This window comes from Flavobacterium xueshanense, assembly GCF_900112975.1.
GTDB lineage: Bacteria > Bacteroidota > Bacteroidia > Flavobacteriales > Flavobacteriaceae > Flavobacterium > Flavobacterium xueshanense.
In genome coordinates, this window is record NZ_FONQ01000002.1 from 95,972 (window position 1) to 117,245 (window position 21,274).

The window sequence follows — 21,274 nt, forward strand, 5'->3', positions numbered from 1 at the left end:
CAATTTAAAATAAAACAAGGGCTTCCAATAGTATTGGAAGCCCTTGTTTTTAATGGTATTTAATTAAAAGCAAAAGATTTAACTAAAACTTCTTACTCACATCTATCCCAATTCTCCAAATGATCAATTGGTTTTCTTTGATGCCTTTTATCGGAGCATAATTGGAATTTTCAGGCATGAGATAAAAACAATCTTTCTCGACTTGCCCACGTTTTACGGTAAATTTTCCTTCAATAACACAAATCGCCACTTAATTGTTTTTCGGTTCCAAACTTCTTTTCGCACTCAGAACATAGTTGTCATTGCTCCCATAGCAGTACTGATATTTCCTATAACTACTGTAAAAAGTAACCAACGGATTTTCACTAAGTTTTTTGATCAAATTAATGATGGCTATTTTAATAGCGTTATTGCATTGCTAACACCCCAAAAAAAACGTATCAAATCCAACAGAAAACATGTTAAAAAATCTTAACATTTGCCTTTGAATAAAATTATTTTTCGCTATTTTTAAAATATAAAGTACTGTATTTAAACGTTTTAAATTTAAAAAGAAATCTTCAATTTAAAAACACAACATCTTGATTCAAAAGTTTGGCATACTACTTGGATATTGCTTATCAAATAAAACAAAAAAGCGAAAGCCGAAAAGCTCAAGAGTAGGCAAAATTCAAAATAGATGTATCATGAAAAAAATTACCTTTTTAGTAGCTAGTATCTTCGTATTTGGAGGTAATGTAGCGACAGCCACAGAAAAAATAGATTTTTCTGTAGAAAGAAGATCTGCAGTAGATTTTAGAGATGCCGACCCGATTGTGTTCATAGAAAGAGGAATTGAGTTCTTCGTGTTTCATGACGGACAATTTGATTTTAATACACGTCCTTCAATCAGTTCAAATGACGGTATGTATTATAAAATGGGTAAAAAAAACGGTTTCAATACAACATACGGTGCGCCCTCAAATAGCAGGAACGGAAATTATGGCGTAAAAGTAGAACACGACAATTTGGGCAGAGTAAGACGTATTGGAAATGTGTTTATCAACTATGACTCAAATGATAGAATAAAACGAGTAGGTTCTGTCTACATGACATACAACCGTTATGCGTTGGAACAAGTAGGCGGATTACAAATTATCTACAACCGTCGTGGTCAAATTGTTGATATGGTTGGAACTGTAAAAGGTGGCAGAGGATATCAATATGCCCAAAACAACAGTTACGACAACGATTATGATTATGATCATAACCAAAACTCCAATGATCAAGAGCACTACTATTATAAAAACAATGGTACGAAAGCCAAAATTGAAGACACTAAAGTATCCAATAATACTGCAATTGTAATAAACAGAAGATGATTGTTTGGTTTGGATGATTGGTTTGAAAAATCCCGTTGGTATTCGTATCAGCGGATTTTTTGTTTGAACAATTGAGAACTACTAAAGATTCCCAATAATCTTGTCCATAACCCAGCTTGTATGCGATCCTGTTAAACCCGTGGAAGGATGCTTACTATTCCCCAAAAGGTCTTCTCGCATTTGCTTTACATGATACATCTGAATATTTTCAGGATGTTCAATAAATAATTCCGTTTGCCCCAGTTCGTTAGAAAGCAGTATCGGTTCATTTTCAAATACAGAAAACGTTATTTTTCCTTTGCTCCCAAAAATCTCCACTTTATCTTCCCGTTCATAGCAACCAAAATTCCAACTTCCAGAACCCGTAATTCCAGAGTCATGAACCCAGCACGCAGTCACGGCATCTTTAGCAGAATACAATCCTTGCTGATTGAGACTAAAACCAGAAACCTCTTTTATATTTCCTAAAAAATGAATAAACAAATCCAGCCCATGACTCGCTAAATCATCAAAATAACCGCCTGTAGCAATAGCGGCATCGGTTCGCCAATTATAATCTCCGGATACATCTGTAGAATTTGCCGGTTTACTCAAATGCCATCTTATGTGTCTGATTTCACCAATGCTATTGGTATCAAGCCAAGTTTTAATCTGTTCAAAACGAGGTAAAGTACGTCTGTAATAAGCAACAAACAAAGGAATGTTTTTTGTGGCAAAAGCATTATGAATTGCTAGACAATCTTTATAGTTTGGCGCCAAAGGTTTTTCGATACAGCATATTTTTCCGGCTGCTGCTACCTTGAGTCCGTAAAATTTATGGACATCCGGAGGCGTGGCAATGTAAATCGCATCGATTTCAGGATCATCAATCAAATCATCAGCATTGGTGTAATACGTACTTATTCCGTGTCTTTTAGCATAATCTGCGGCTTTTACCGCATCTCTTCGCATTACTGCTACCACCTCAAAGCCATCCGTTTTCTGGTATGCAGGACCACTTTTCAGTTCGGTAACAGCACCACATCCCAATATTCCCCAACGAATTACTCCTGTACGTTCACTCATAATAAATAATTTTTCATTACTTCTGACGATTGTGCGCGACTGTAAATGTTTCGCAAAATAATTAAACCATTCAGACATTGAGTTTCATTTAGATATAACGCTTCATGGAACTTAGTTTCTGAATGGTTTGAAATTTTATTTTTAATCACATCCATCGATTCCACAACTCTTGCCATCAGTAGCTTTCAATACTGTAAGCTTTGAAACAAATTTGCCTTCTTCCCATACTTTTTCCAATGTATTCACAAATGTTTCTACATGTTGAGCCCCAGAAACGGAATATTTGTTATCGAAAACAAAAAAAGGAACCCCTTGAACACCGATCGCTTGCGCCTCTTTAATGTCCTCTTGCACTTCATTTGCGTAGGCATCAGAATTTAGCACTTCATCAATAGCTTCGGCATTTAGTCCTGCCACCAGTCCTAACGCTTTCAAAGTATTCAAATCATTAACGTTCTTACCATCGGTCAAATAGGCTTTAAACAATAATTCTTCTAAGTCATTGGCCAGATTGTGTTTTTTAGCCAAATGCAACAGTCGGTGCGCATTCAAAGAATTGGCCAAAATAGATTTCTCGAAATGAAAATCCAATCCTGAATTTTTAGCATTTTCGGTCATACTGTCCAGCATATTTTGAGCCCAATCACTATCTTTTCTGTATTTTTCTGCCAGATGTTCTACCATATTATTCTCCGGAGACGCTATGAAACCGGCGTCTAACTGAAAACTTTTCCATTCAATTTCAACAGCATCTTTATGTTCAAAGAGCGCTAAAGCACCTTCTATCCTCCTTTTTCCTATGTAACAATATGGACACATAATATCCGACCAGATTTGTATTTTTAATGTATTTCCCATGTTTTTAAATTTAGTAAAAGATTAAATCATTTGTATACAAAAATAATCAATTCAGTTTTGAGATTTTTGAGTTTTAATATTTAATTATATATAACTGAATAGTAAATATTTATTTGAATCACAAAAGCGCTTTTAAACCAAAAAAACCACCAAAATTGCTTTTGATGGTTTCCGATATATTTTTAAAACTTTGGTCTAAGCCAACAAATCCAAAACTAAAGAAGGAAATAACCCTAATGCGATATTCAATACAATCGCTACAACTGCTACCGCATAAATTAAGAATGGTTTTCCTGTTCGTTCTTCATTTGATTCTTTAGTATACATCGCCAAAATCAATTTGAAGTAGTATCCAACGCTTATAATAGAATTCACAACTGCAACAATCACTAAAGCTAAATAACCCGTTTGAATCACTTCGTTGAACAAAACCAACTTAGCAAAGAAACCAGCGAAAATTGGAATACCAGCCATAGAAAGTAAAGCCGCTGTAAGAATAGCTGCTAACAACGGATTGGTTTTTCCCAGTCCGTGGAAGTTAGTAATATCTTCGTTATTTCTATTTTTACAAACGTATAAAATCACACTAAAAGCAGCGATACCAGATAAAGAATAAGCGGAGGCATAATACAACAAACTTCCTGCAGAAGTGGATAAACTTAATAAAGTCATTAACATAAAACCAGCATGAGAAACTCCTGAAAAGGCCAACATTCGTTTCACATTCGTTTGTCTCAAAGCCATAATATTTCCAACTGTCATTGAAGCCATAGAAAGGACAACAACAACTATTTTGAATGCTTCAGAAATATCAGCATTCATAACCGATAATAATTTGTATAATGTTGCCATCGCAACTACTTTTGCTAAGGTGCTCATTAATGCTGTTGTCAAAGCAGGAGAACCTTCATAAACGTCCGGTGCCCAAAAATGAAAAGGAACTGCAGCAATTTTAAACAACATCCCAATCGTTACCAATACAATCCCAATTGGAAACCAAATTGGTAATTCAGCAGACTGCGATAATTCACTGATTTCGGTAACATCAAAACTTCCCATCGCTCCGTAAATTAAACAGATACCAAACAAAATAATTCCCGAAGCAAAAGATCCCATAAGAAAATACTTCATTCCCGCTTCGTTACTTTTTAAGTTCATACGGTCACTTGCCGCAAGAATGTAAAGTGATATTGATAATACTTCGATTCCTAAAAAGAACATCGCCAAGTTTCCAAAAGAGACCATTGCAACCGATCCCGCTAATAAGAAAACTTTTATGGCAATAAAATCTGATATTTTTGATTGGTGATTTTCGTAAAAATTATGACTTAAAGCCACCAAGAAAATAGTAAGTATGATAAACAAACCAGAAAATGTAGTTGAAAATTTACTTACAACAATCATGTTATTATAGTAACTTTCTGTCGAATTAAATTCAGAGATGGTTAGGCCAAGAACACCTAACAATCCGATGATTGTTATAGGCACAATGGCTTTTCTTAAATTAAAAATTTCAAATAAAAGGCATAAAACACCTAATCCTATTATAGCTATTAATGTATTCATTGTTTTATTTGACTAGTTAATTCTATTAATTTGAGTTAAAATTTCTTGAAGACTTGGTGTGATCAAATCTATAATTGGTTTTGGATACATTCCAAAAAAGAATAAAACGGCAATTATTATTACTAAAGTTGTTCCTTCGCCGAAAGTTACATCTGCAAATATTTTTGTATTGGTTTCGCCCAACATCGCGTGTTGAAACATTTTCAACATATAATACGCTCCTAAGATTATGGTTGTTCCTCCTAAAATCGCAAACCAAATATTAATTTGAGATAAGCTGTATAAAACGGTAAATTCTCCAACAAAGTTAAAAGTAGAAGGCAACGCTACCGAAGCCAAAACCAAGATTAAAAACATGGAAGTGAATTTTGGTGTCTGGGAACGAATACCACCCATTTCAGCAATTGCTCTGGTTTCATATCTTCTGAAGATAATCTCAGCAACAAAGAACAATCCAACAACTACAAAACCGTGAGCGATCATTTGTAAAACAGCTCCACGCAATCCGTCTAATGTTAATGTATACGCTCCAGCTGCAATTAAACCAACGTGTGCCAATGAAGAATACGCTAATAATTTCTTTAAATCCTTTTGTCTCAAAGCAACGATCGACCCATATATTACACCAGCTATACCTAAACCAATAAATATAAACATGTATTCTTTAGCAGCAAGCGGCGCCAATGGCAATTGCCAACGGATGACGCTGTACAATCCCATTTTTAGCATAATACCAGATAAAAGCATGGTTCCAACAGTTGGCGCTTTTTGATACACACTAGCCTGCCAAGTATGGAAAGGAATTAATGGGATTTTGATGGCATATGCTAAGAAGAAAGCCAAGAATATCCATAATTGTTCCGTTGCTGATAAATTCAACTTGTATAAATCTTCAATTAGCAAGCTTCCCGCTTTTTGATACAAATAAACAAATGCCACTAACATAAATAAGGATCCTGCAAATGTGTAGATAAAAAATTTAACTACTGCTTTTTTACGTTCTGCAGCATCTCCATTACCCCAAATTAATGCGATAAAGTAAATAGGAATAAGAGATAATTCCCAAAAAATGTAATATAAAAGCCCATCAGATGCCAAGAATGTTCCTGCCATTGCAAATGACATAAACAAGATTAATGCATAAAATGATTTTGAATTTTTATAGTCATTCCCAAAAGAAGAGAAAATAATAATTGGAGTCAAAACTGTAGTCAGTAAAAGCATCGCCATTGATAATCCATCCGCTTTCAATGCAAAAGAAATATTAGGCTGCATAATCCACTGGTTGATGAAACTGATGTTTTCACCTAAATTATAGTGATTTAATAATACAATAGAACAGGCTGCAGCAGCCAGACCAAAGAACAAAGCCACTTTTGAAGCTAATTTATCGCCTGCAAGAAAAGTTGCAAACGCACCAACTAAAAGTATAATTAATATTAGAGATAAATTCATAGTATAAAATTATTGAGCTAAAAATAAATAAGAAACAATGGCACAAAGCCCTAGTACGAAAACCAGAAGATAAAGCCCGATACTTCCGTTTTGAATTTTCTTTCCTTGAAAACTTATTTCATTGGTTACTTTTCCGAATCCAAAAACCAAAGCTGACAAAGTCGTTTCAACATTGTCTCTGAAAAAACGTGACATTACATTAATCGTTTTTACAAAAATAGCATCATAGATTTCATCTACATAATATTTATTGTAAAGCACTTTTGAAAAACCTGTAATTGCAGCATCTTCGCTAGGAACTGCATTTTGTTTGATGTATTTGGCGTAAGCAATACCAATTCCTACTAATCCGCCTACAACGGCAATAGCCATCAAGATATATTCTGTAGTTCCTAAATGGTGTTCTGCGTTTGCTAATTTTGGTAAAATTGGCGTTAAATATTCATTCAACCAACTGTTTCCTGGTAAACTAATCAAACCACCTATTGTTGCCAATATTGCTAAAACAATTAAAGGAAAAGTGATCAAGGAAGGGCTTTCATGTAAATGATGCTTTTGTTCCGCTGTCCCTCTGAACTCTTGAAAGAACGTTAAAAACATTAATCTAAACATATAGAAAGCGGTCATGATAGAAGCAACCGAAGCCACAACCCATAACGGAATGTTAGTATGAAAAGCCACTAATAAGATTTCGTCTTTCGAGAAAAAACCCGAGAATAATGGAACTCCTGAAATTGCTAAAGAAGCAATCAACATCGTTGCAAAGGTAATTGGCATCGCTTTTTTCAAGCCACCCATTTTACGCATGTCTTGTTCCCCATGCAATGCGTGAATCACAGAACCCGAACCTAAGAACAAACAAGCTTTGAAGAAAGCATGTGTGATTACATGAAAAACGGCCACTTCGTAAGCGCCTAAGCCTAAAGCTAAGAACATTAATCCCAATTGAGAAACGGTAGAATAAGCTAATACTTTTTTGATATCATTTTGAACCAATCCAATTGTTGCGGCTACCAAAGCAGTAACGGCTCCAACTATCGCAATTATAGATTGAACATCTGGTGTCAAATCAAACAAGAAATTCAATCTTGTAATCATAAAAATCCCCGCAGTAACCATCGTAGCTGCGTGAATCAATGCAGATACCGGAGTTGGACCCGCCATCGCATCCGGCAACCAAGTATACAATGGAATTTGAGCCGATTTACCACAAGCCCCAATAAATAAAGCAAAAGCAGCAATAGAAAGCCAATACATATTAAGATCAGTTGCACTGGCAATAGCCGTTTTTAAAGTAGCATAATCTAAAGTAGAAAATAAATTTCCAATAATGAAAATTCCAACTAATAATCCTAGATCGCCAATACGATTCATGATAAATGCTTTCTTTGCCGCATCATTAAATTCTTGGTTTTTATACCAAAATCCAATTAACAGATACGAACAAAGACCAACGCCTTCCCAACCAATGAACATCACTAATAAATTACTTCCTATTACCAATGTGATCATAAAAAATACAAACAGATTCAAATACGCAAAGAAGGTATGCATTTTCTCATCGTCATGCATATAGCTGATCGAATACAAATGAATCAAAGAGCCAATCCCGGTCACAAAAAGCAACCACAAAAGCGACAGTTGATCTAAAAGAAAACCGAAACTTACTTTGAAATTACTAATTTGAATCCAATCAAATAAATCAATACTGATCGATTGTTTAGTTTGGTTTATCTGTAAGAAAAAATAAATTGTAACAGCAAAAGAAATCGCAACAGAAAGCGTTCCGATAATTCCAGAAATAGATTTCCCTAAAGTTTTTCCGAAGAAAACATTTATTAAAAATCCTAAAAAGGGTGCAAATAATAAGACTAAAGCTAAATTGGTATCCATTGAAATTTATCCTTTTAAGTTTTTTAGATTATCGATAGTAATTGAGCCTAAATTTCTAAATATTGAAACTAATATTGCCAATCCAACAGCAACTTCAGCAGCGGCAACTGCCATCGAGAAAAACACAAAAACTTGTCCTTGGGCATCCTGATGATAAGTAGAAAATGCCACGAACAAAAGATTCACTGCATTCAGCATTATTTCGATTGACATAAATACGATAATGGCATTTCGTCTGTACAACACTCCAAAAACGCCAATACAAAAAAGTATTACGCTAAGGAATATGTAGTTTTCAATACCAATTTGGTTTAAAATATTGTTCATATTACTTTTCTAATTTTTCTTTTTTAGACAATAAAACAGTACCGATCATAGCAACCAAAAGCAATATAGAAGCAAATTCAAAAGGAACCATATATTCATTTAGGAGAATCTTACCCAATACTTTTATAGATTGATAATCTTCGCCAGTCGAAGTGTATTCACCAACAATGGGTTTTGAGTTTATAAATATTGTTATCAAAACCAAACATATCAAACAGAAAGAAACAATTGCGCCCAGTCTTGTAATCCTGGGTCTGTAAACCTCCCGTTGCTCATTCAAATTCATTAGCATGATGGTGAATAAAAACAAAATCATAATCGCTCCAGAATAAACAATAACGTGAACCATTGCCAAGAATTGCGCATTCAATAATAGATAATGACCTGCAATCGTAAAGAAACAAATCACTAAATAAATAGCACTGTGTATTGGATTTTTACTGAAAATTGTCAAAAATGCAGTTGACAAAGTTATAGCTGATAATACACAAAATATAATAAGTACTGTAGACATTAGTTAGCGTTTTTAAGTTGAGCGTTTTTCATTGCGATATCTAAAGGCATGACCAATTTGTCTTTTCCAAAAATAAAATCTTCTCTTTCATAACTGGAGGGAACCAATACTTTGGATGTAGTCAGGTAAATAGCGTCTTTTGGACAAGCCTCTTCACACAAACCACAGAAAATACAACGCAACATATTGATCTCATATATCGACGCATATTTTTCTTCTCTGTACAAATGTTTTTCATCTCCTCTGCGCTCTTCAGCTTTCATTGTAATGGCTTCAGCAGGACAGGACAATGCGCATAAACCACAAGCCGTACAGTTTTCACGACCTTGCTCATCCCTTTTCAATTGGTGTTGACCTCGGTAAACAGGACTCATTTCACGAACTTGTTCCGGATATTGAATAGTTACTTTTCTGGTAAACAAATGCTGAATCGTAATTATCAAACCTTTGACAATCGCAATAAGATACATTCTTTCCCAAAAAGTCATCTCCTTGTTAGAGACCAGCTTTTTTCTTCCCGATAAGGATATACTTTCTATTGACATTTTTTATTTTTATTTGAAGCTTAATCCTGCTATTCGTTTCAATCTTTATTGTTTTTCAAAAAAAAAACAATAAAGGATTTCCACTGCTATCAGGGCTAGGCCTTTTCGGTATTAATTAAAATCCTAAATAAGTAGCAATTTCTGCTCTCAAAATTACAATTCCAGTGATGATAATATTAATAATCGCCAATGGAATTAATATCCTCCAACCCAAATGCATCAATTGATCGTATCTGAATCTTGGAATAGTCCAACGAACCCACATATAGAAAAATATGAATCCACACAATTTGATAAACAAAGCAGCAAATCCTAAAATATTGGCAATATTTACTCCCCAATTTTCAACAACCCAACTCATTCCAGGATAATTATAACCTCCAAAGAATAAAACTGCTAAAATCGTAGAAGAAATAAACATATTCGCATATTCAGCAAATAAATAAAATCCCATTTTCATCGATGAATATTCGGTGTGATATCCTCCAATAAGTTCTGTTTCGCATTCCGCTAAGTCAAAAGGAGTTCTGTTTGATTCTGCAAAAGCACAAATTAAAAATATAATAAAAGATAACGGTTGGTAAAACACATTCCAATTCATTCCCGCTTGCTGTTCAGAGATCTCTCTTAAACTCAACGTTCCGGTCATCATCAATAATGCAATTATGGACAATCCCATGGCAATCTCATACGATACCATTTGCGAAGCAGCTCGAACGGCACCAATCAATGAAAATTTATTGTTCGACGCCCAACCACCAATCATAATTCCATAAACACCCACGGAAACAACACCAAAAAAGTATAACAATCCAATGTTTAAATCAGTGGCCTGCAGTAAAATATCTCTTCCAAACAAATGCAGTCTGTCTCCCCAAGGAATTACGGCACTCGTCATTAAAGCAGTACTCATAGCAATTGCCGGGCCTACAAAAAACAAAAATCGGTTCGGAGTGTTTGGCTCAAATTCTTCTTTCGAAAATAATTTTAAACCATCGGCAAGCGGTTGAAACAGTCCAAAAGGACCGGCTCTATTCGGTCCAACACGATCCTGAAGCCAAGCGGCTACTTTTCGTTCAGCCCAAGTGGAATACATTGCCATCAACATTGTCAAAGCAAAAACTGCAACAATAATGACACTTTTTTCTATGATAATTGTACTATCCATTATTACCCAAGCTTTTTTGATTAATGATGTCTTCTTCGGTCAATGGAATTTCGGCCATGCTTATTTTCTTGCGGTCTTCTTCTCTACCTAAAAGGATATGATCTTCGGTAGCGATTTCTACTTTTTGTAATTTTCTGTTGTATTTATTTTGATTGATCACCGAATCTTTTTCGAATGCTCTCGGTCCTTCAATCGTCCAATCTGCAATTTCTTTGTGATCAAAACGACATCCATTACAAATAAATTCATCTACTTCATGATACTCATCTTTTCTTCCTGTTACACGTTGGATTTCGTCACCAAACATCCAAACGGTAGTTTTTCCAGAACAACTAGGGCAATCTCTGTGTGCATTATAAGGCTTGCTAAACCAAACTCTAGATTTAAATCTAAACGTTTTATCTGTTAAAGCGCCTACAGGGCATACGTCAATCATATTTCCAGAAAACTCATTATCAATCGCTTTTGAGATACAAGTCGATATATTCGAATGATCGCCTCTATCCATTACTCCGTGTACCCGATCATCAGTTAATTGATCCGCCACCATTACGCATCGGTAACAAAGAATACAACGGTTCATGTGCAATTGAATATTTGGGCCAATGTTTTCAGGTTCAAATGTTCTTTTCTCTTCTATAAAACGACTTTCTGATTTCCCGTGTTCAAAGCTTAAATTTTGCAAATCACATTCCCCAGCTTGGTCACAAACGGGACAATCTAACGGGTGATTGATCAATAAAAACTCTGTAACCGATTTTCTGGCTTCAGTTACTCTTTCAGAAGATTTGCTATTCACTTCCATTCCATCCATACAACCGGTTACACAAGAAGCCATTAATTTTGGCATTGGTCTTGGGTCGGCTTCACTTCCTTTTGCAACTTCCACTAAGCAGCAACGGCATTTTCCGCCGCTTCCTTTTAGTTTAGAATAATAGCACATCGCAGGGGGAACTACTTCTCCACCTATCATGCGTGCTGCCTGAAGGATTGTGGTTCCTGGTTCTACTTCTATTGACTGTCCGTCTATTGTTACTTTCATTTTTAAAGTCTTAACGTCTTAATGTCGAATATCTATCGACCTTATTTTTTTGATCTAATTTTTAATTTTTGAAATGTTCATTATATATATTTACCACTTCTTCCCTTTGATATACTTTATAAAAATTATTTGAATCCATCCATTTTTGATGTAATTCTGGATAATCAGATATTACTTCTCCTAATGATTTTCTTTGGTTGAATGCTGCTAGTTTATTAAATTTGTTTTCTTTGTAAACGAAAACATCAAAGCCTGAATTTGGACCACCACTATATAGGTCAGCCTTGTATAACTTATAATACGAGATTCTTCCTTTAATAACTTCATGGTAAAAATAGTTATATCCATCTTCTTGAAAACTGACAAACTTAAAATCACCAAATTTAGTTCCTTTAATAATAAAAGAATTTAATTGACTTGGTTCAAAACTGATTTTTTCTCCTTTTTCATCCAATATTTTTACTTTTTTTCTAACAGAATTTGCATAAAACATTGAGTCATTAAACAGATTTGTTTCCACAAAAAAATTGCATTTTATCGTGTCGTTAACATTAGTTACAACATAACCATTAAATTTTTGAGCATAAAAATTAATGCTTGTTAATGCTAACACAAAGAGTAATAATGTTTTTTTCATATTAAAACTTTATACGATTACTTTAGAAACCAAATACTTTACCTTTTCAAAAGGTTCAGTAATAAAATGATCTCTGTTTTTTATTTTTTCAGGGAAACGAATGTGGTATTCAAACTCATCTCTAAAGTGACGAATCGCTGCTGCCACTGGCCAAGCTGCCGCATCACCTAATGGACAAATTGTATTTCCTTCTATTTTGCTTTGAATGCTCAATAGCAAATCAATATCTTCTTCACGACCGTGACCATTTTCTATTCGGTGTAATACTTTTTCCATCCAGCCGGTACCTTCACGACAAGGGGAACATTGCCCACAACTTTCATGGTGGTAAAAACGAGAGAAATTCCAAGTATTACGAACAATGCAAGACGTATCATTATAAACGATAAATCCACCTGATCCTAACATAGAACCAGTTGCAAATCCACCGTCACTTAACGATTCGTATGACATCAAACGATCTTCGCCAGCGGCAGTTTTATAAATTAAATGAGCAGGTAAAACGGGAACTGAACTTCCTCCCGGCACAAAAGCTTTTAAAGGTCTGTCAGAACTCATTCCGCCTAAATATTCATCAGAATTCATGAATTCGTAAACACTTAAACCCAATTCAATTTCATAAACACCCGGGTTTTTAACATGCCCTGACGCTGAAATTAATTTGGTTCCTGTAGAACGTCCAATACCAATTTTAGCATATTCCGCACCTGAATTATTAACAATCCAAGGCACAGCGGCAATCGTTTCTACGTTATTCACAACCGTTGGATTTGACCAAAGTCCTGAAATAGCAGGAAATGGTGGCTTTATACGAGGATTTCCCCTTTTTCCTTCCAAGGATTCAATTAACGCTGTTTCTTCACCACAAATATAAGCACCCGCACCACAATGAACATAAAGTTCTAAATCGTATCCTGAACCTAATATATTTTTACCCAAAAATCCAGCAGCTTTTGCTTCATTAATGGCTCTTTCTAATATTTTATAAACCCACATATATTCCCCACGGATGTAGATATAAGATAGGTTTGCACCCAATGCATAACTGGAAGTAATCATTCCCTCAATCAATAAATGAGGAATAAATTCCATCAAATAACGATCTTTAAAAGTTCCCGGCTCTGATTCATCCGCATTACAAACTAAATGTCTTGGTTTTCCTGATTTTTTATCAATAAAACTCCATTTCATGCCAGCAGGGAAACCCGCTCCACCACGACCACGTAATCCGGAAGTTTTCACTTCTTCAACCACTTCATCAGGCGTTAAGGTTTTTAATGCTTTTTCAACAGAAGCGTAACCTCCGTTCTGACGATAAACTTCATAGGTTTTAATTCCCGGAACGTTTATTTTATCTAATAATATTTTTTGTGACATATTATTTATCGTGTAAAACTATTTTATTGTCTTTGCAATCTACAATCAACTGGTCGATTTTTGCCGCCGTCAAATGTTCTTTGTAAAAATCGCCTAACTGCATAATTGGAGCGTAACCGCAGGCCCCCAAGCACTCCACACCTCTAACTTCGAAGAGACCGTCTGGAGTAGGTTCCCCCACTTTTACCCCTAATTTTTCACAGGTATAGTCCATTAAATCCTCCACTCCATTCAAACAACATGGTGAAGTTTGACAAAATTCGAACATGTATTTCCCACTTGGTTTTTGGTTGTACATCGTATAAAATGATACTACTTCGTAAACTTCAATTGGCTTGATTAAAAGAATTTCAGCTACTTTGTCCATTAATTCAATACTCAACCAATTCTCGTGAGCATCTTGAACTTCATGTAAAACAGGCAACAAAGCTGATTTTCTTTTATCTTCAGGATAATGACTTATCAATTCATTGATGCGAGTAATCAATGCTTCGGTCATATTTATTTCTTGTTTGTGATACGTTCTTTCCATTTTTATTTTTTTTGCCGCGAAGGCGCAAAGTCACAAAATTTTATTTTAAAATCTAAAATCGGTAATCAATAATCTGAAATCTTTATGCGTCTAACTCTCCGGCAATAACATTTAAACTTGACAAAATAACAATTGCATCCGATAGTAATGAACCTTTAATCATTTCTGGATACGCTTGATAGTAAATAAAACATGGTCTGCGGAAATGTAATCTGTAAGGAGTACGACTCCCATCAGTCACCAAGTAGAAACCTAATTCTCCGTTTCCACCTTCAACAGGATGGTATATTTCGGCAACTGGAACAGGAACTTCTCCCATAACAATTTTGAAATGGTAAATCAACGATTCCATACTCGTGTAAACATCTTCTTTTGGAGGAAGGTAATAATCTGGAACATCAGCATGGAATTCATTTCCTTCCGGCATTTTTGCCAATGCTTGACGAATGATACTCAAACTCTCCCAAACTTCGGCGTTACGAACACAAAAACGATCGTAAGTATCTCCAGATTTTCCAACAGGAATAATAAAGTCAAAATCTTCATAAGAAGAATATGGTTGCGATACACGCACATCATAATCAACTCCGGCAGCACGTAAATTTGGACCTGTAAAACCGTAAGCCATCGCTTGTTCAGCAGTTATCGCTCCTACATTTACCGTTCTGTCAATAAAAATTCTATTTCTTTCGAATAAGTTTTCAAATTCTTTCCAAGCTGCAGGAAATTCTTCTAAAAACACATCTAATTTTCTAAAAGCTTCTGGTGACCAATCTCTTTCAAAACCACCAATTCTTCCCATATTAGTAGTCAAACGCGCTCCACAAATTTCTTCATAGATTTCATAGACTTTTTCTCTAAATTGGAACACATATAAAAATCCGGTATACGCTCCGGTATCCACACCAAGGATTGAATTACAAATAATATGATCCGTGATTCTCGCCAATTCCATTACAATCACTCTTAGATACTGCGCTCTTTTAGGAACTTCAATATCCAGCAATTTTTCTAAAGTCATCCACCAGCCCATATTGTTTATAGGCGATGAACAATAGTTCATTCTATCAGTAAGAGGAGTGATTTGGTAAAAAGGACGATTTTCCGCGATTTTCTCGAACGCTCTGTGGATATAACCAATGGTTGGCTCCGCTTCCAGAATTCGTTCTCCATCCATCAACAATATATTTTGAAAAATACCGTGTGTTGCCGGATGAGTAGGTCCTAAATTCAGAATTGAAAGTTCGCTTCCATCTTCATTTAATTGGGCTGCAATTCTTTTAGCATACCGATGCTCTGGTGGTAATAATAGTTCTGACATTTATTTAATGTGAAAAATTATAATAATAAGTATTTTTAATAATTGTCGGTTGTTCGTCCAAAGAAACGGTCATCTTTATCCGTTCTTCCGCTGTCTTCCATTGGAAATTCTTTTCGCATTGGAAAAGAAATCATTTCATCCATATTCAAAATACGTTTTAACTGTGGATGACCGATGAAGTTTATTCCATAAAAATCAAACGTTTCTCTTTCCATCCAGTTCGAACTCAAGAAAATGTTTGATATCGTTTTTATTTCTGGGTTTTCACCGTTGATAAATGCCTTGATTTTAATCCTTTTGTTTTCGTACCAATTGTGCAAATGATACACAATCGCAAATTGATGATCAACATCATTGTCAGGATAATGAATTCCACATAAATCAGTTAAAAAATGAAAACGTAATGTTGGGTCATTTTTCAAAAAAAGAATTACCGCCGTAATTTTATCAGCAGCGACTTCAAATGAAAATATATCTTTTTCCTGTTTAAATTCAAAAACTTCCGAATCAAATGTTTCGACTAATTTTTCTTGGATTTGTATTGTTTCTAGCGCCATTATTTATTTGATATTATATGAAGCCAATAATTCTTGGTACTCCGGAGAACTTCTTCTTCGCACCGATTCATTTCTTACTAATTCCTGTAATTTCATAACACCATCAACAATTTGCTCTGGTCTTGGCGGACAACCAGGAACATATACATCAACCGGAATTACTTTATCGATTCCTTGCAAAACAGAATAGGTGTCAAAAATTCCGCCAGAACAAGCACATGCACCCACCGCGATTACCCAACGAGGTTCTGACATTTGTTCGTAAACCTGTCTTAAAATAGGCGCCATTTTCTTAGATATTGTTCCCATGACCATTAGCATATCCGCTTGACGAGGAGAAAAACTCACTCGCTCTGAGCCAAATCGAGCCAAATCATAATGAGAAGCCATCGTAGCCATAAATTCAATCCCACAACAAGAAGTTGCAAAAGGCAAAGGCCACAACGAATTTGCACGAGCCAATCCTACAACATCATTCAATTTTGTAGCGAAGAAACCTTCACCAACAACACCTTCCGGAGGGGCAACCATATTTATATTTGAATCACTCATTTTTTATTATTTAGAATCATAAAATTTGAATTATAAATTACAATGACCTCATTTATAATTTATAACTCAACATTTAAAATAAATCTTTATTCCCACTCCAACGCTTTCTTTTTGATGATGTAGAAAAACCCCACCAGAAGCAAAAGCATAAAAATTACCATTTTAACCATTCCTTCCATTCCCAGCTCTTTGAAATTAACAGCCCATGGATACAAGAAAATTACCTCAACGTCAAACAAAACGAATAATATGGCAACTACAAAATACTTTACTGAAAATGGAATCCTTGCGTTACCAACGGATTCGATACCACATTCGAAGTTCTTATCTTTGATTTCAGAAGATCTTTTTGGACCTAATTTTCCAGAAACGAATATTGTTCCTACAACAAATCCTACAGCTAGAATAAACTGCATTAAAATAGGAATATAATTTAACTGATCGGATTGCATAGTACGGATTTTTGAATGAGAATAAGCGACAAAGATACCTTTCAAATTATTAAATAGCAATTAAAACTTAAAAATACATCTAAACTACATCGTTGTAAATTTACAATTTTTATTAATTATAAATAAGGAAAGATTTTAATCTTAGGAAGTGTTTAACGTTTATAAAAATTAATAATCGTAAAAAGAAGGGTCATTGATGTTGAAAAACGATTAAATATTTTAAAAAAAAAACGTTCCGAAATAAATCGGAACGTTTTAAACATTCGTAGGCAAAAAAATAATTTTTTCTGCTTAGATAACTGCTACTTTCGCAGCAACTTTTCCTTTTCTTCCTTCTTCTTCTTCATAGCTAACTCTGTCACCTTCGCGCAATTCTTCCGCGTTGATTCCTGATGCATGAACAAAAATGTCTTTTCCTGTTTCTTCGTCTGTAATGAATCCGTAACCTTTAGATTCATTGAAAAATTTAACTGTACCTGTACGCATTGTAATAGTAATAATAATTTATAATGGAGCAAATGTAATATTTAATATAATACGAAAGCCATTCTTCTCTTTTTATTTTGAAAAATATTGATATTCAACGTTTTCTGACAAATTTAATCGATAAACGACAATTACGCCAATTTTATATGCAGCTCTTTTAACTGTGATTCGGCTATTATAGATGGTGCATCAATCATAACATCTCTTCCTGAATTGTTTTTCGGAAAAGCAATAAAGTCCCGAATCGTTTCCTGACCGCCTAAAATCGCAACTAATCGATCCAATCCAAAAGCTAAACCCCCGTGTGGCGGCGCACCAAACTGAAAGGCATCCATTAAGAATCCGAACTGTGCCTTAGCTTCTTCTTCAGTAAAACCTAAATATTTGAACATCAATTGCTGTGTCGCTTTATCATGAATACGAATTGATCCACCGCCAATTTCATTTCCATTCAAAACCATATCATATGCATTCGCACGAACTTTCCCCGGATCAGTTTCTAATAAATGCATGTCTTCCGGCTTTGGCGATGTAAAAGGATGGTGCATGGCATGGTATCGACCGCTTTCTTCTTCAAACTCCAACAAAGGAAAATCAACTACCCAAAGCGGTGCAAATTCGGCTGGATTTCTCAATCCCAATCGAGTTGCTAATTCCATACGCAATGCACTCAACTGCGTGCGTGTTTTATCGGCTGGACCAGAAAGCACAAAAATCATATCTCCCACTTTTGCACCGGTAATTTTTGCCCAATGGGTTAAATCATTTTGGTCGTAAAATTTATCTACTGATGATTTATAGCTTCCATCCTCATTGCATTTTACATAAACCATTCCACTTGCGCCAACTTGTGGACGTTTTACCCAGTCAATTAGTCCGTCAATTTCTTTACGGGTATAATTTCCAACTCCCGGAACTGCAATTCCCACCACTAATTCGGCAGCGTTGAATACCGTAAATTCTTGATGTTGCGCTACTTCATTCAACTCGCCAAATTCCATTCCGAAACGAATGTCCGGTTTATCATTCCCGTACGTTTTCATAGCATAATCGTAGGTAATTCTTGGAAATTTATCTACTTCAATACCTTTTATTTCTTTTAATAAATGTCTGGTGAGTCCTTCAAAAACATTTAAAATATCTTCTTGTTCCACAAAAGCCATTTCACAATCGATTTGTGTAAACTCCGGCTGTCTGTCTGCACGTAAATCTTCGTCACGGAAACATTTTACGATTTGGAAATATTTATCCATTCCGCCCACCATCAATAATTGTTTGAAAGTCTGAGGCGATTGTGGCAATGCATAAAACTGTCCTTCATTCATTCGGGAAGGCACTACGAAATCTCTGGCTCCCTCTGGAGTTGATTTAATTAAGTAAGGTGTTTCTACTTCACAAAAATCCAAATCAGAAAGATATTTTCTAACTTCCATTGCTACTTTATGGCGAAAAAGCAAATTGTTTTTCACCGGATTCCTTCTAATGTCGAGGTAACGGTATTTCATTCGGATGTCTTCTCCACCATCCGTTTCATCTTCAATGGTAAATGGAGGCGTCAAAGCAGCATTTAAAACAGTTAGCTCTGTCACTAAGATTTCGATATCACCGGTTGCCATGTTTTTATTTTTGGCTTCACGCTCAATAACGGATCCTTTTACTTGAATTACAAATTCACGACCGAGTGTTTTAGCCAGTTCAAAAACGGACTTTTCAGAACGACTTTCGTCAAAAATTAATTGCGTAATACCATAACGATCGCGCAAATCGACCCAATTCATAAAACCTTTATCACGCGATTTTTGAACCCATCCCGCAAGGGTAACTTCTGTATTAATATGAGTGGCATTTAATTCGCCACAATTATGACTTCTATACATGATTCAAATTTTAGATTATTTTCCCCTTTGGAGACGGGTGCAAATTTAGGACTAATTATGAATAATGAATTGAGAAACAAGAAATTTTAGTAATTGGTTTTTTGGCAAACTTTATAACTAATGTTAAATTTTACTCCAATGTTATTAAATTGTTAACTAAAAGTTTTTTTATTGTAAAGTGTTTTATACATTTGTTAAGCTAATATGAATTTAAAAAACCAAACACATGAAAAAATATATAATATTAACCGCACTGCTTTTTTCAGGAATAGCATTCGCTCAAGAAAATAATCCAAAATTAGAAGCTGTAGGTGAATTAGTTAAAACTACTTACTACTTTGAAAATGGAAAAGTACAACAAGAAGGTTTCTTTAAAAATGGAAAATTGGAAGGGGCTTGGACTTCATACGATACAAATGGAAACAAAAAATCGGTTGCTACCTATAAAAACGGAGAAAAAACTGGAAAATGGTTATTCTGGAATGGCAATAACTTAAGCGAAGTAGATTATTCCAACAGCAGAATTGCTTCTGTAAAAACTTGGAAACAAGACGCATTGGTGAATAATTAAAAAGAAATTCAAATATCACACAAAGCTTTCGTAATTCGAAGGCTTTTTTTGTGCCTTATATTTTTTGATTTGGCTACACATCAGAGTTTTGTTGCTTCCAATAAAAACAATTTACGTAAAAGACAACTTGCAAACACATATTTTCTTAAAAAAATATGAATCAGGTATTAAACAAACTTTACACGAATCTAAATTACTTCTACCAATTCTTTTTATACCTTACTTTTAAATAAAAAAGCGATGAATTCAATATAATTGAACGCATCGTTTTTTAGAATTTAGGCTATTTTCTAACAAAAAATTGTATAGAAAGCAGCAATAATCGAAAGTACAATCAACAACCCGACAGTAAAACCTGGTGACATTTTAAACATCGTACGGTCAATTTCAAGACCATTTGTTTTAACGCCTCTCGCTGTTTCGTACATACTTATGCTGTACATTCCGATTACGCAAATTAAGAATACAAATCCCATTCGGCCAATAAAAGGAATTTCATAAACACCATCAGCATTTGGTACTGAAAAACCAGTTGAATGGAGGAACGATAAGTCTACAAAAGCTGGCATGAATTTGAAAAGGATAGACAGCATAAATCCACCAATTGTTGCAAACAAAAGCCGCATTAGAAGTTGTTTTTTTCCAAAAGAAGCCTAAAATAAACATAGCGAAAACTCCCGGACTTACAAATCCCGTATATTCCTAAATGTACTGAAATCCTCCTTTTTTATCAATTCCTAAAAAAGGTGCCACCACAACTGCAATCAACATCGCCACTACAATTACTTTTTTGCCCACATTAACTAATTTTTTTTCATCGGCATTTACGTTCAGTTTTGTTTTATAAATACCCAATGTAAAAATAGTAGCGATACTATTCGCTTTTCCAGCCAATGACGCTATAATCGCCGCAGTCAAAGCAGCAAATGAAAGCCCTTTTAATCCCACCGGAAGCAAGTTTAGCAAAACAGGATACGCACGATCAGGATTTACAGTACCGTCTTGTAACATTTCGGTTCCAAAATGTCCGTTCTGATACAAGACAAAAGCCGCAATTCCCGGCAAAACAACAATTACAAGCTTTAACAATTATAATCAATTTTGAAGTCATGGGAAAG

Annotated in this window: 24 protein-coding genes; 2 read left to right on the top strand and 22 right to left on the bottom strand. The window is 34.9% G+C overall.

Features of this window, described 5'->3' with window-relative positions:
• Window positions 1–82 precede the first annotated feature (82 nt).
• Window positions 83–250 carry a LexA family protein gene (locus BMZ76_RS15825; RefSeq protein WP_167547404.1) on the bottom strand — a complete coding sequence of 56 codons (168 nt, stop codon included), beginning with the start codon at window positions 248–250 and terminating at the stop codon, window positions 83–85.
• Between the two features lie 436 nt (window positions 251–686).
• On the opposite strand from BMZ76_RS15825, the gene BMZ76_RS02610 reads away from it, so the two are divergent.
• Entirely contained in the window at window positions 687–1,361 is a 675-nt protein-coding gene (locus tag BMZ76_RS02610) for a hypothetical protein (RefSeq protein ID WP_091203169.1), read from the top strand.
• Window positions 1,362–1,442: 81 nt separating this feature from the next.
• Here BMZ76_RS02610 and BMZ76_RS02615 read toward each other — a convergent pair whose 3' ends face one another.
• The 19 genes from BMZ76_RS02615 to aspS form a co-directional block, all read right to left on the bottom strand.
• Window positions 1,443–2,426: a Gfo/Idh/MocA family protein gene (locus BMZ76_RS02615; protein WP_091203170.1), complete on the bottom strand. Its 984-nt coding sequence runs from the start codon at window positions 2,424–2,426 to the stop codon at window positions 1,443–1,445.
• A gap of 141 nt (window positions 2,427–2,567) precedes the next feature.
• Window positions 2,568–3,284, bottom strand: a complete 717-nt coding sequence (locus BMZ76_RS02620) for a DsbA family oxidoreductase (RefSeq protein ID WP_091203171.1) — start codon at window positions 3,282–3,284, stop codon at window positions 2,568–2,570.
• A 195-nt stretch (window positions 3,285–3,479) separates the two neighbouring features.
• Window positions 3,480–4,850, bottom strand: coding sequence for an NADH-quinone oxidoreductase subunit N (locus tag BMZ76_RS02625; RefSeq protein WP_091203172.1), 1,371 nt, complete (start codon window positions 4,848–4,850; stop codon window positions 3,480–3,482).
• 12 nt (window positions 4,851–4,862) lie between these two features.
• On the bottom strand, window positions 4,863–6,305 hold the full coding sequence (locus BMZ76_RS02630) for a complex I subunit 4 family protein (protein ID WP_091203173.1): 1,443 nt from the start codon (window positions 6,303–6,305) through the stop codon (window positions 4,863–4,865).
• A gap of 9 nt (window positions 6,306–6,314) precedes the next feature.
• A complete protein-coding gene (gene nuoL, locus BMZ76_RS02635) occupies window positions 6,315–8,198 on the bottom strand; it encodes an NADH-quinone oxidoreductase subunit L (protein ID WP_091203174.1) in 1,884 nt (627 codons plus the stop codon).
• Between the two features lie 6 nt (window positions 8,199–8,204).
• On the bottom strand, window positions 8,205–8,525 hold the full coding sequence (gene nuoK, locus BMZ76_RS02640) for an NADH-quinone oxidoreductase subunit NuoK (protein WP_073205053.1): 321 nt from the start codon (window positions 8,523–8,525) through the stop codon (window positions 8,205–8,207).
• Window position 8,526: 1 nt separating this feature from the next.
• The gene (locus BMZ76_RS02645; RefSeq protein WP_091203175.1) at window positions 8,527–9,039 is read right to left on the bottom strand and encodes an NADH-quinone oxidoreductase subunit J family protein; all 513 of its coding nucleotides are present in this window, start codon (window positions 9,037–9,039) and stop codon (window positions 8,527–8,529) included.
• Window positions 9,039–9,584 (bottom strand): NuoI/complex I 23 kDa subunit family protein, encoded by a 546-nt coding sequence (locus BMZ76_RS02650; protein WP_091203176.1) that lies wholly within the window; start codon window positions 9,582–9,584, stop codon window positions 9,039–9,041. The genes BMZ76_RS02645 and BMZ76_RS02650 overlap by 1 nt, the downstream gene beginning before the upstream one ends.
• 115 nt (window positions 9,585–9,699) lie before the next feature.
• Complete coding sequence (gene nuoH / locus BMZ76_RS02655) at window positions 9,700–10,752, bottom strand: NADH-quinone oxidoreductase subunit NuoH (RefSeq protein ID WP_091203177.1); 1,053 nt, start codon at window positions 10,750–10,752, stop codon at window positions 9,700–9,702.
• Entirely contained in the window at window positions 10,745–11,794 is a 1,050-nt protein-coding gene (locus BMZ76_RS02660) for an NADH-quinone oxidoreductase subunit G (protein ID WP_091203178.1), read from the bottom strand. The genes nuoH and BMZ76_RS02660 overlap by 8 nt, the downstream gene beginning before the upstream one ends.
• A 61-nt stretch (window positions 11,795–11,855) precedes the next feature.
• Complete coding sequence (locus BMZ76_RS02665; RefSeq protein WP_091203179.1) at window positions 11,856–12,431, bottom strand: hypothetical protein; 576 nt, start codon at window positions 12,429–12,431, stop codon at window positions 11,856–11,858.
• 9 nt (window positions 12,432–12,440) lie between these two features.
• Window positions 12,441–13,808 carry an NADH-quinone oxidoreductase subunit NuoF gene (gene nuoF, locus BMZ76_RS02670; protein WP_091203180.1) on the bottom strand — a complete coding sequence of 456 codons (1,368 nt, stop codon included), beginning with the start codon at window positions 13,806–13,808 and terminating at the stop codon, window positions 12,441–12,443.
• Between the two features lies 1 nt (window position 13,809).
• Complete coding sequence (locus tag BMZ76_RS02675; protein ID WP_091203181.1) at window positions 13,810–14,340, bottom strand: complex I 24 kDa subunit family protein; 531 nt, start codon at window positions 14,338–14,340, stop codon at window positions 13,810–13,812.
• An 82-nt stretch (window positions 14,341–14,422) separates the two neighbouring features.
• Window positions 14,423–15,661, bottom strand: coding sequence for an NADH-quinone oxidoreductase subunit D (locus tag BMZ76_RS02680; protein WP_091203182.1), 1,239 nt, complete (start codon window positions 15,659–15,661; stop codon window positions 14,423–14,425).
• A gap of 35 nt (window positions 15,662–15,696) precedes the next feature.
• The gene (locus tag BMZ76_RS02685; protein WP_091203183.1) at window positions 15,697–16,218 is read right to left on the bottom strand and encodes an NADH-quinone oxidoreductase subunit C; all 522 of its coding nucleotides are present in this window, start codon (window positions 16,216–16,218) and stop codon (window positions 15,697–15,699) included.
• A 3-nt stretch (window positions 16,219–16,221) separates the two neighbouring features.
• Window positions 16,222–16,770 (bottom strand): NADH-quinone oxidoreductase subunit B, encoded by a 549-nt coding sequence (locus BMZ76_RS02690; RefSeq protein ID WP_091203184.1) that lies wholly within the window; start codon window positions 16,768–16,770, stop codon window positions 16,222–16,224.
• A gap of 86 nt (window positions 16,771–16,856) precedes the next feature.
• On the bottom strand, window positions 16,857–17,222 hold the full coding sequence (locus BMZ76_RS02695; protein ID WP_091203185.1) for an NADH-quinone oxidoreductase subunit A: 366 nt from the start codon (window positions 17,220–17,222) through the stop codon (window positions 16,857–16,859).
• A 291-nt stretch (window positions 17,223–17,513) separates the two neighbouring features.
• A complete protein-coding gene (locus BMZ76_RS02700) occupies window positions 17,514–17,708 on the bottom strand; it encodes a cold-shock protein (protein WP_007137066.1) in 195 nt (64 codons plus the stop codon).
• 131 nt (window positions 17,709–17,839) lie between these two features.
• The gene (gene aspS, locus BMZ76_RS02705; RefSeq protein ID WP_091203186.1) at window positions 17,840–19,585 is read right to left on the bottom strand and encodes an aspartate--tRNA ligase; all 1,746 of its coding nucleotides are present in this window, start codon (window positions 19,583–19,585) and stop codon (window positions 17,840–17,842) included.
• 226 nt (window positions 19,586–19,811) lie between these two features.
• Here aspS and BMZ76_RS02710 point away from each other — a divergent pair, with 226 nt between their 5' ends.
• A complete protein-coding gene (locus BMZ76_RS02710) occupies window positions 19,812–20,156 on the top strand; it encodes a toxin-antitoxin system YwqK family antitoxin (protein WP_091203187.1) in 345 nt (114 codons plus the stop codon).
• 290 nt (window positions 20,157–20,446) lie between these two features.
• Here BMZ76_RS02710 and BMZ76_RS16355 read toward each other — a convergent pair whose 3' ends face one another.
• Both BMZ76_RS16355 and BMZ76_RS16360 read right to left on the bottom strand, forming a co-directional pair.
• Complete coding sequence (locus BMZ76_RS16355) at window positions 20,447–20,782, bottom strand: hypothetical protein (RefSeq protein ID WP_317615045.1); 336 nt, start codon at window positions 20,780–20,782, stop codon at window positions 20,447–20,449.
• Between the two features lie 76 nt (window positions 20,783–20,858).
• Window positions 20,859–21,245, bottom strand: a complete 387-nt coding sequence (locus BMZ76_RS16360) for a sodium:solute symporter family transporter (protein ID WP_317615046.1) — start codon at window positions 21,243–21,245, stop codon at window positions 20,859–20,861.
• Window positions 21,246–21,274 lie beyond the last annotated feature (29 nt).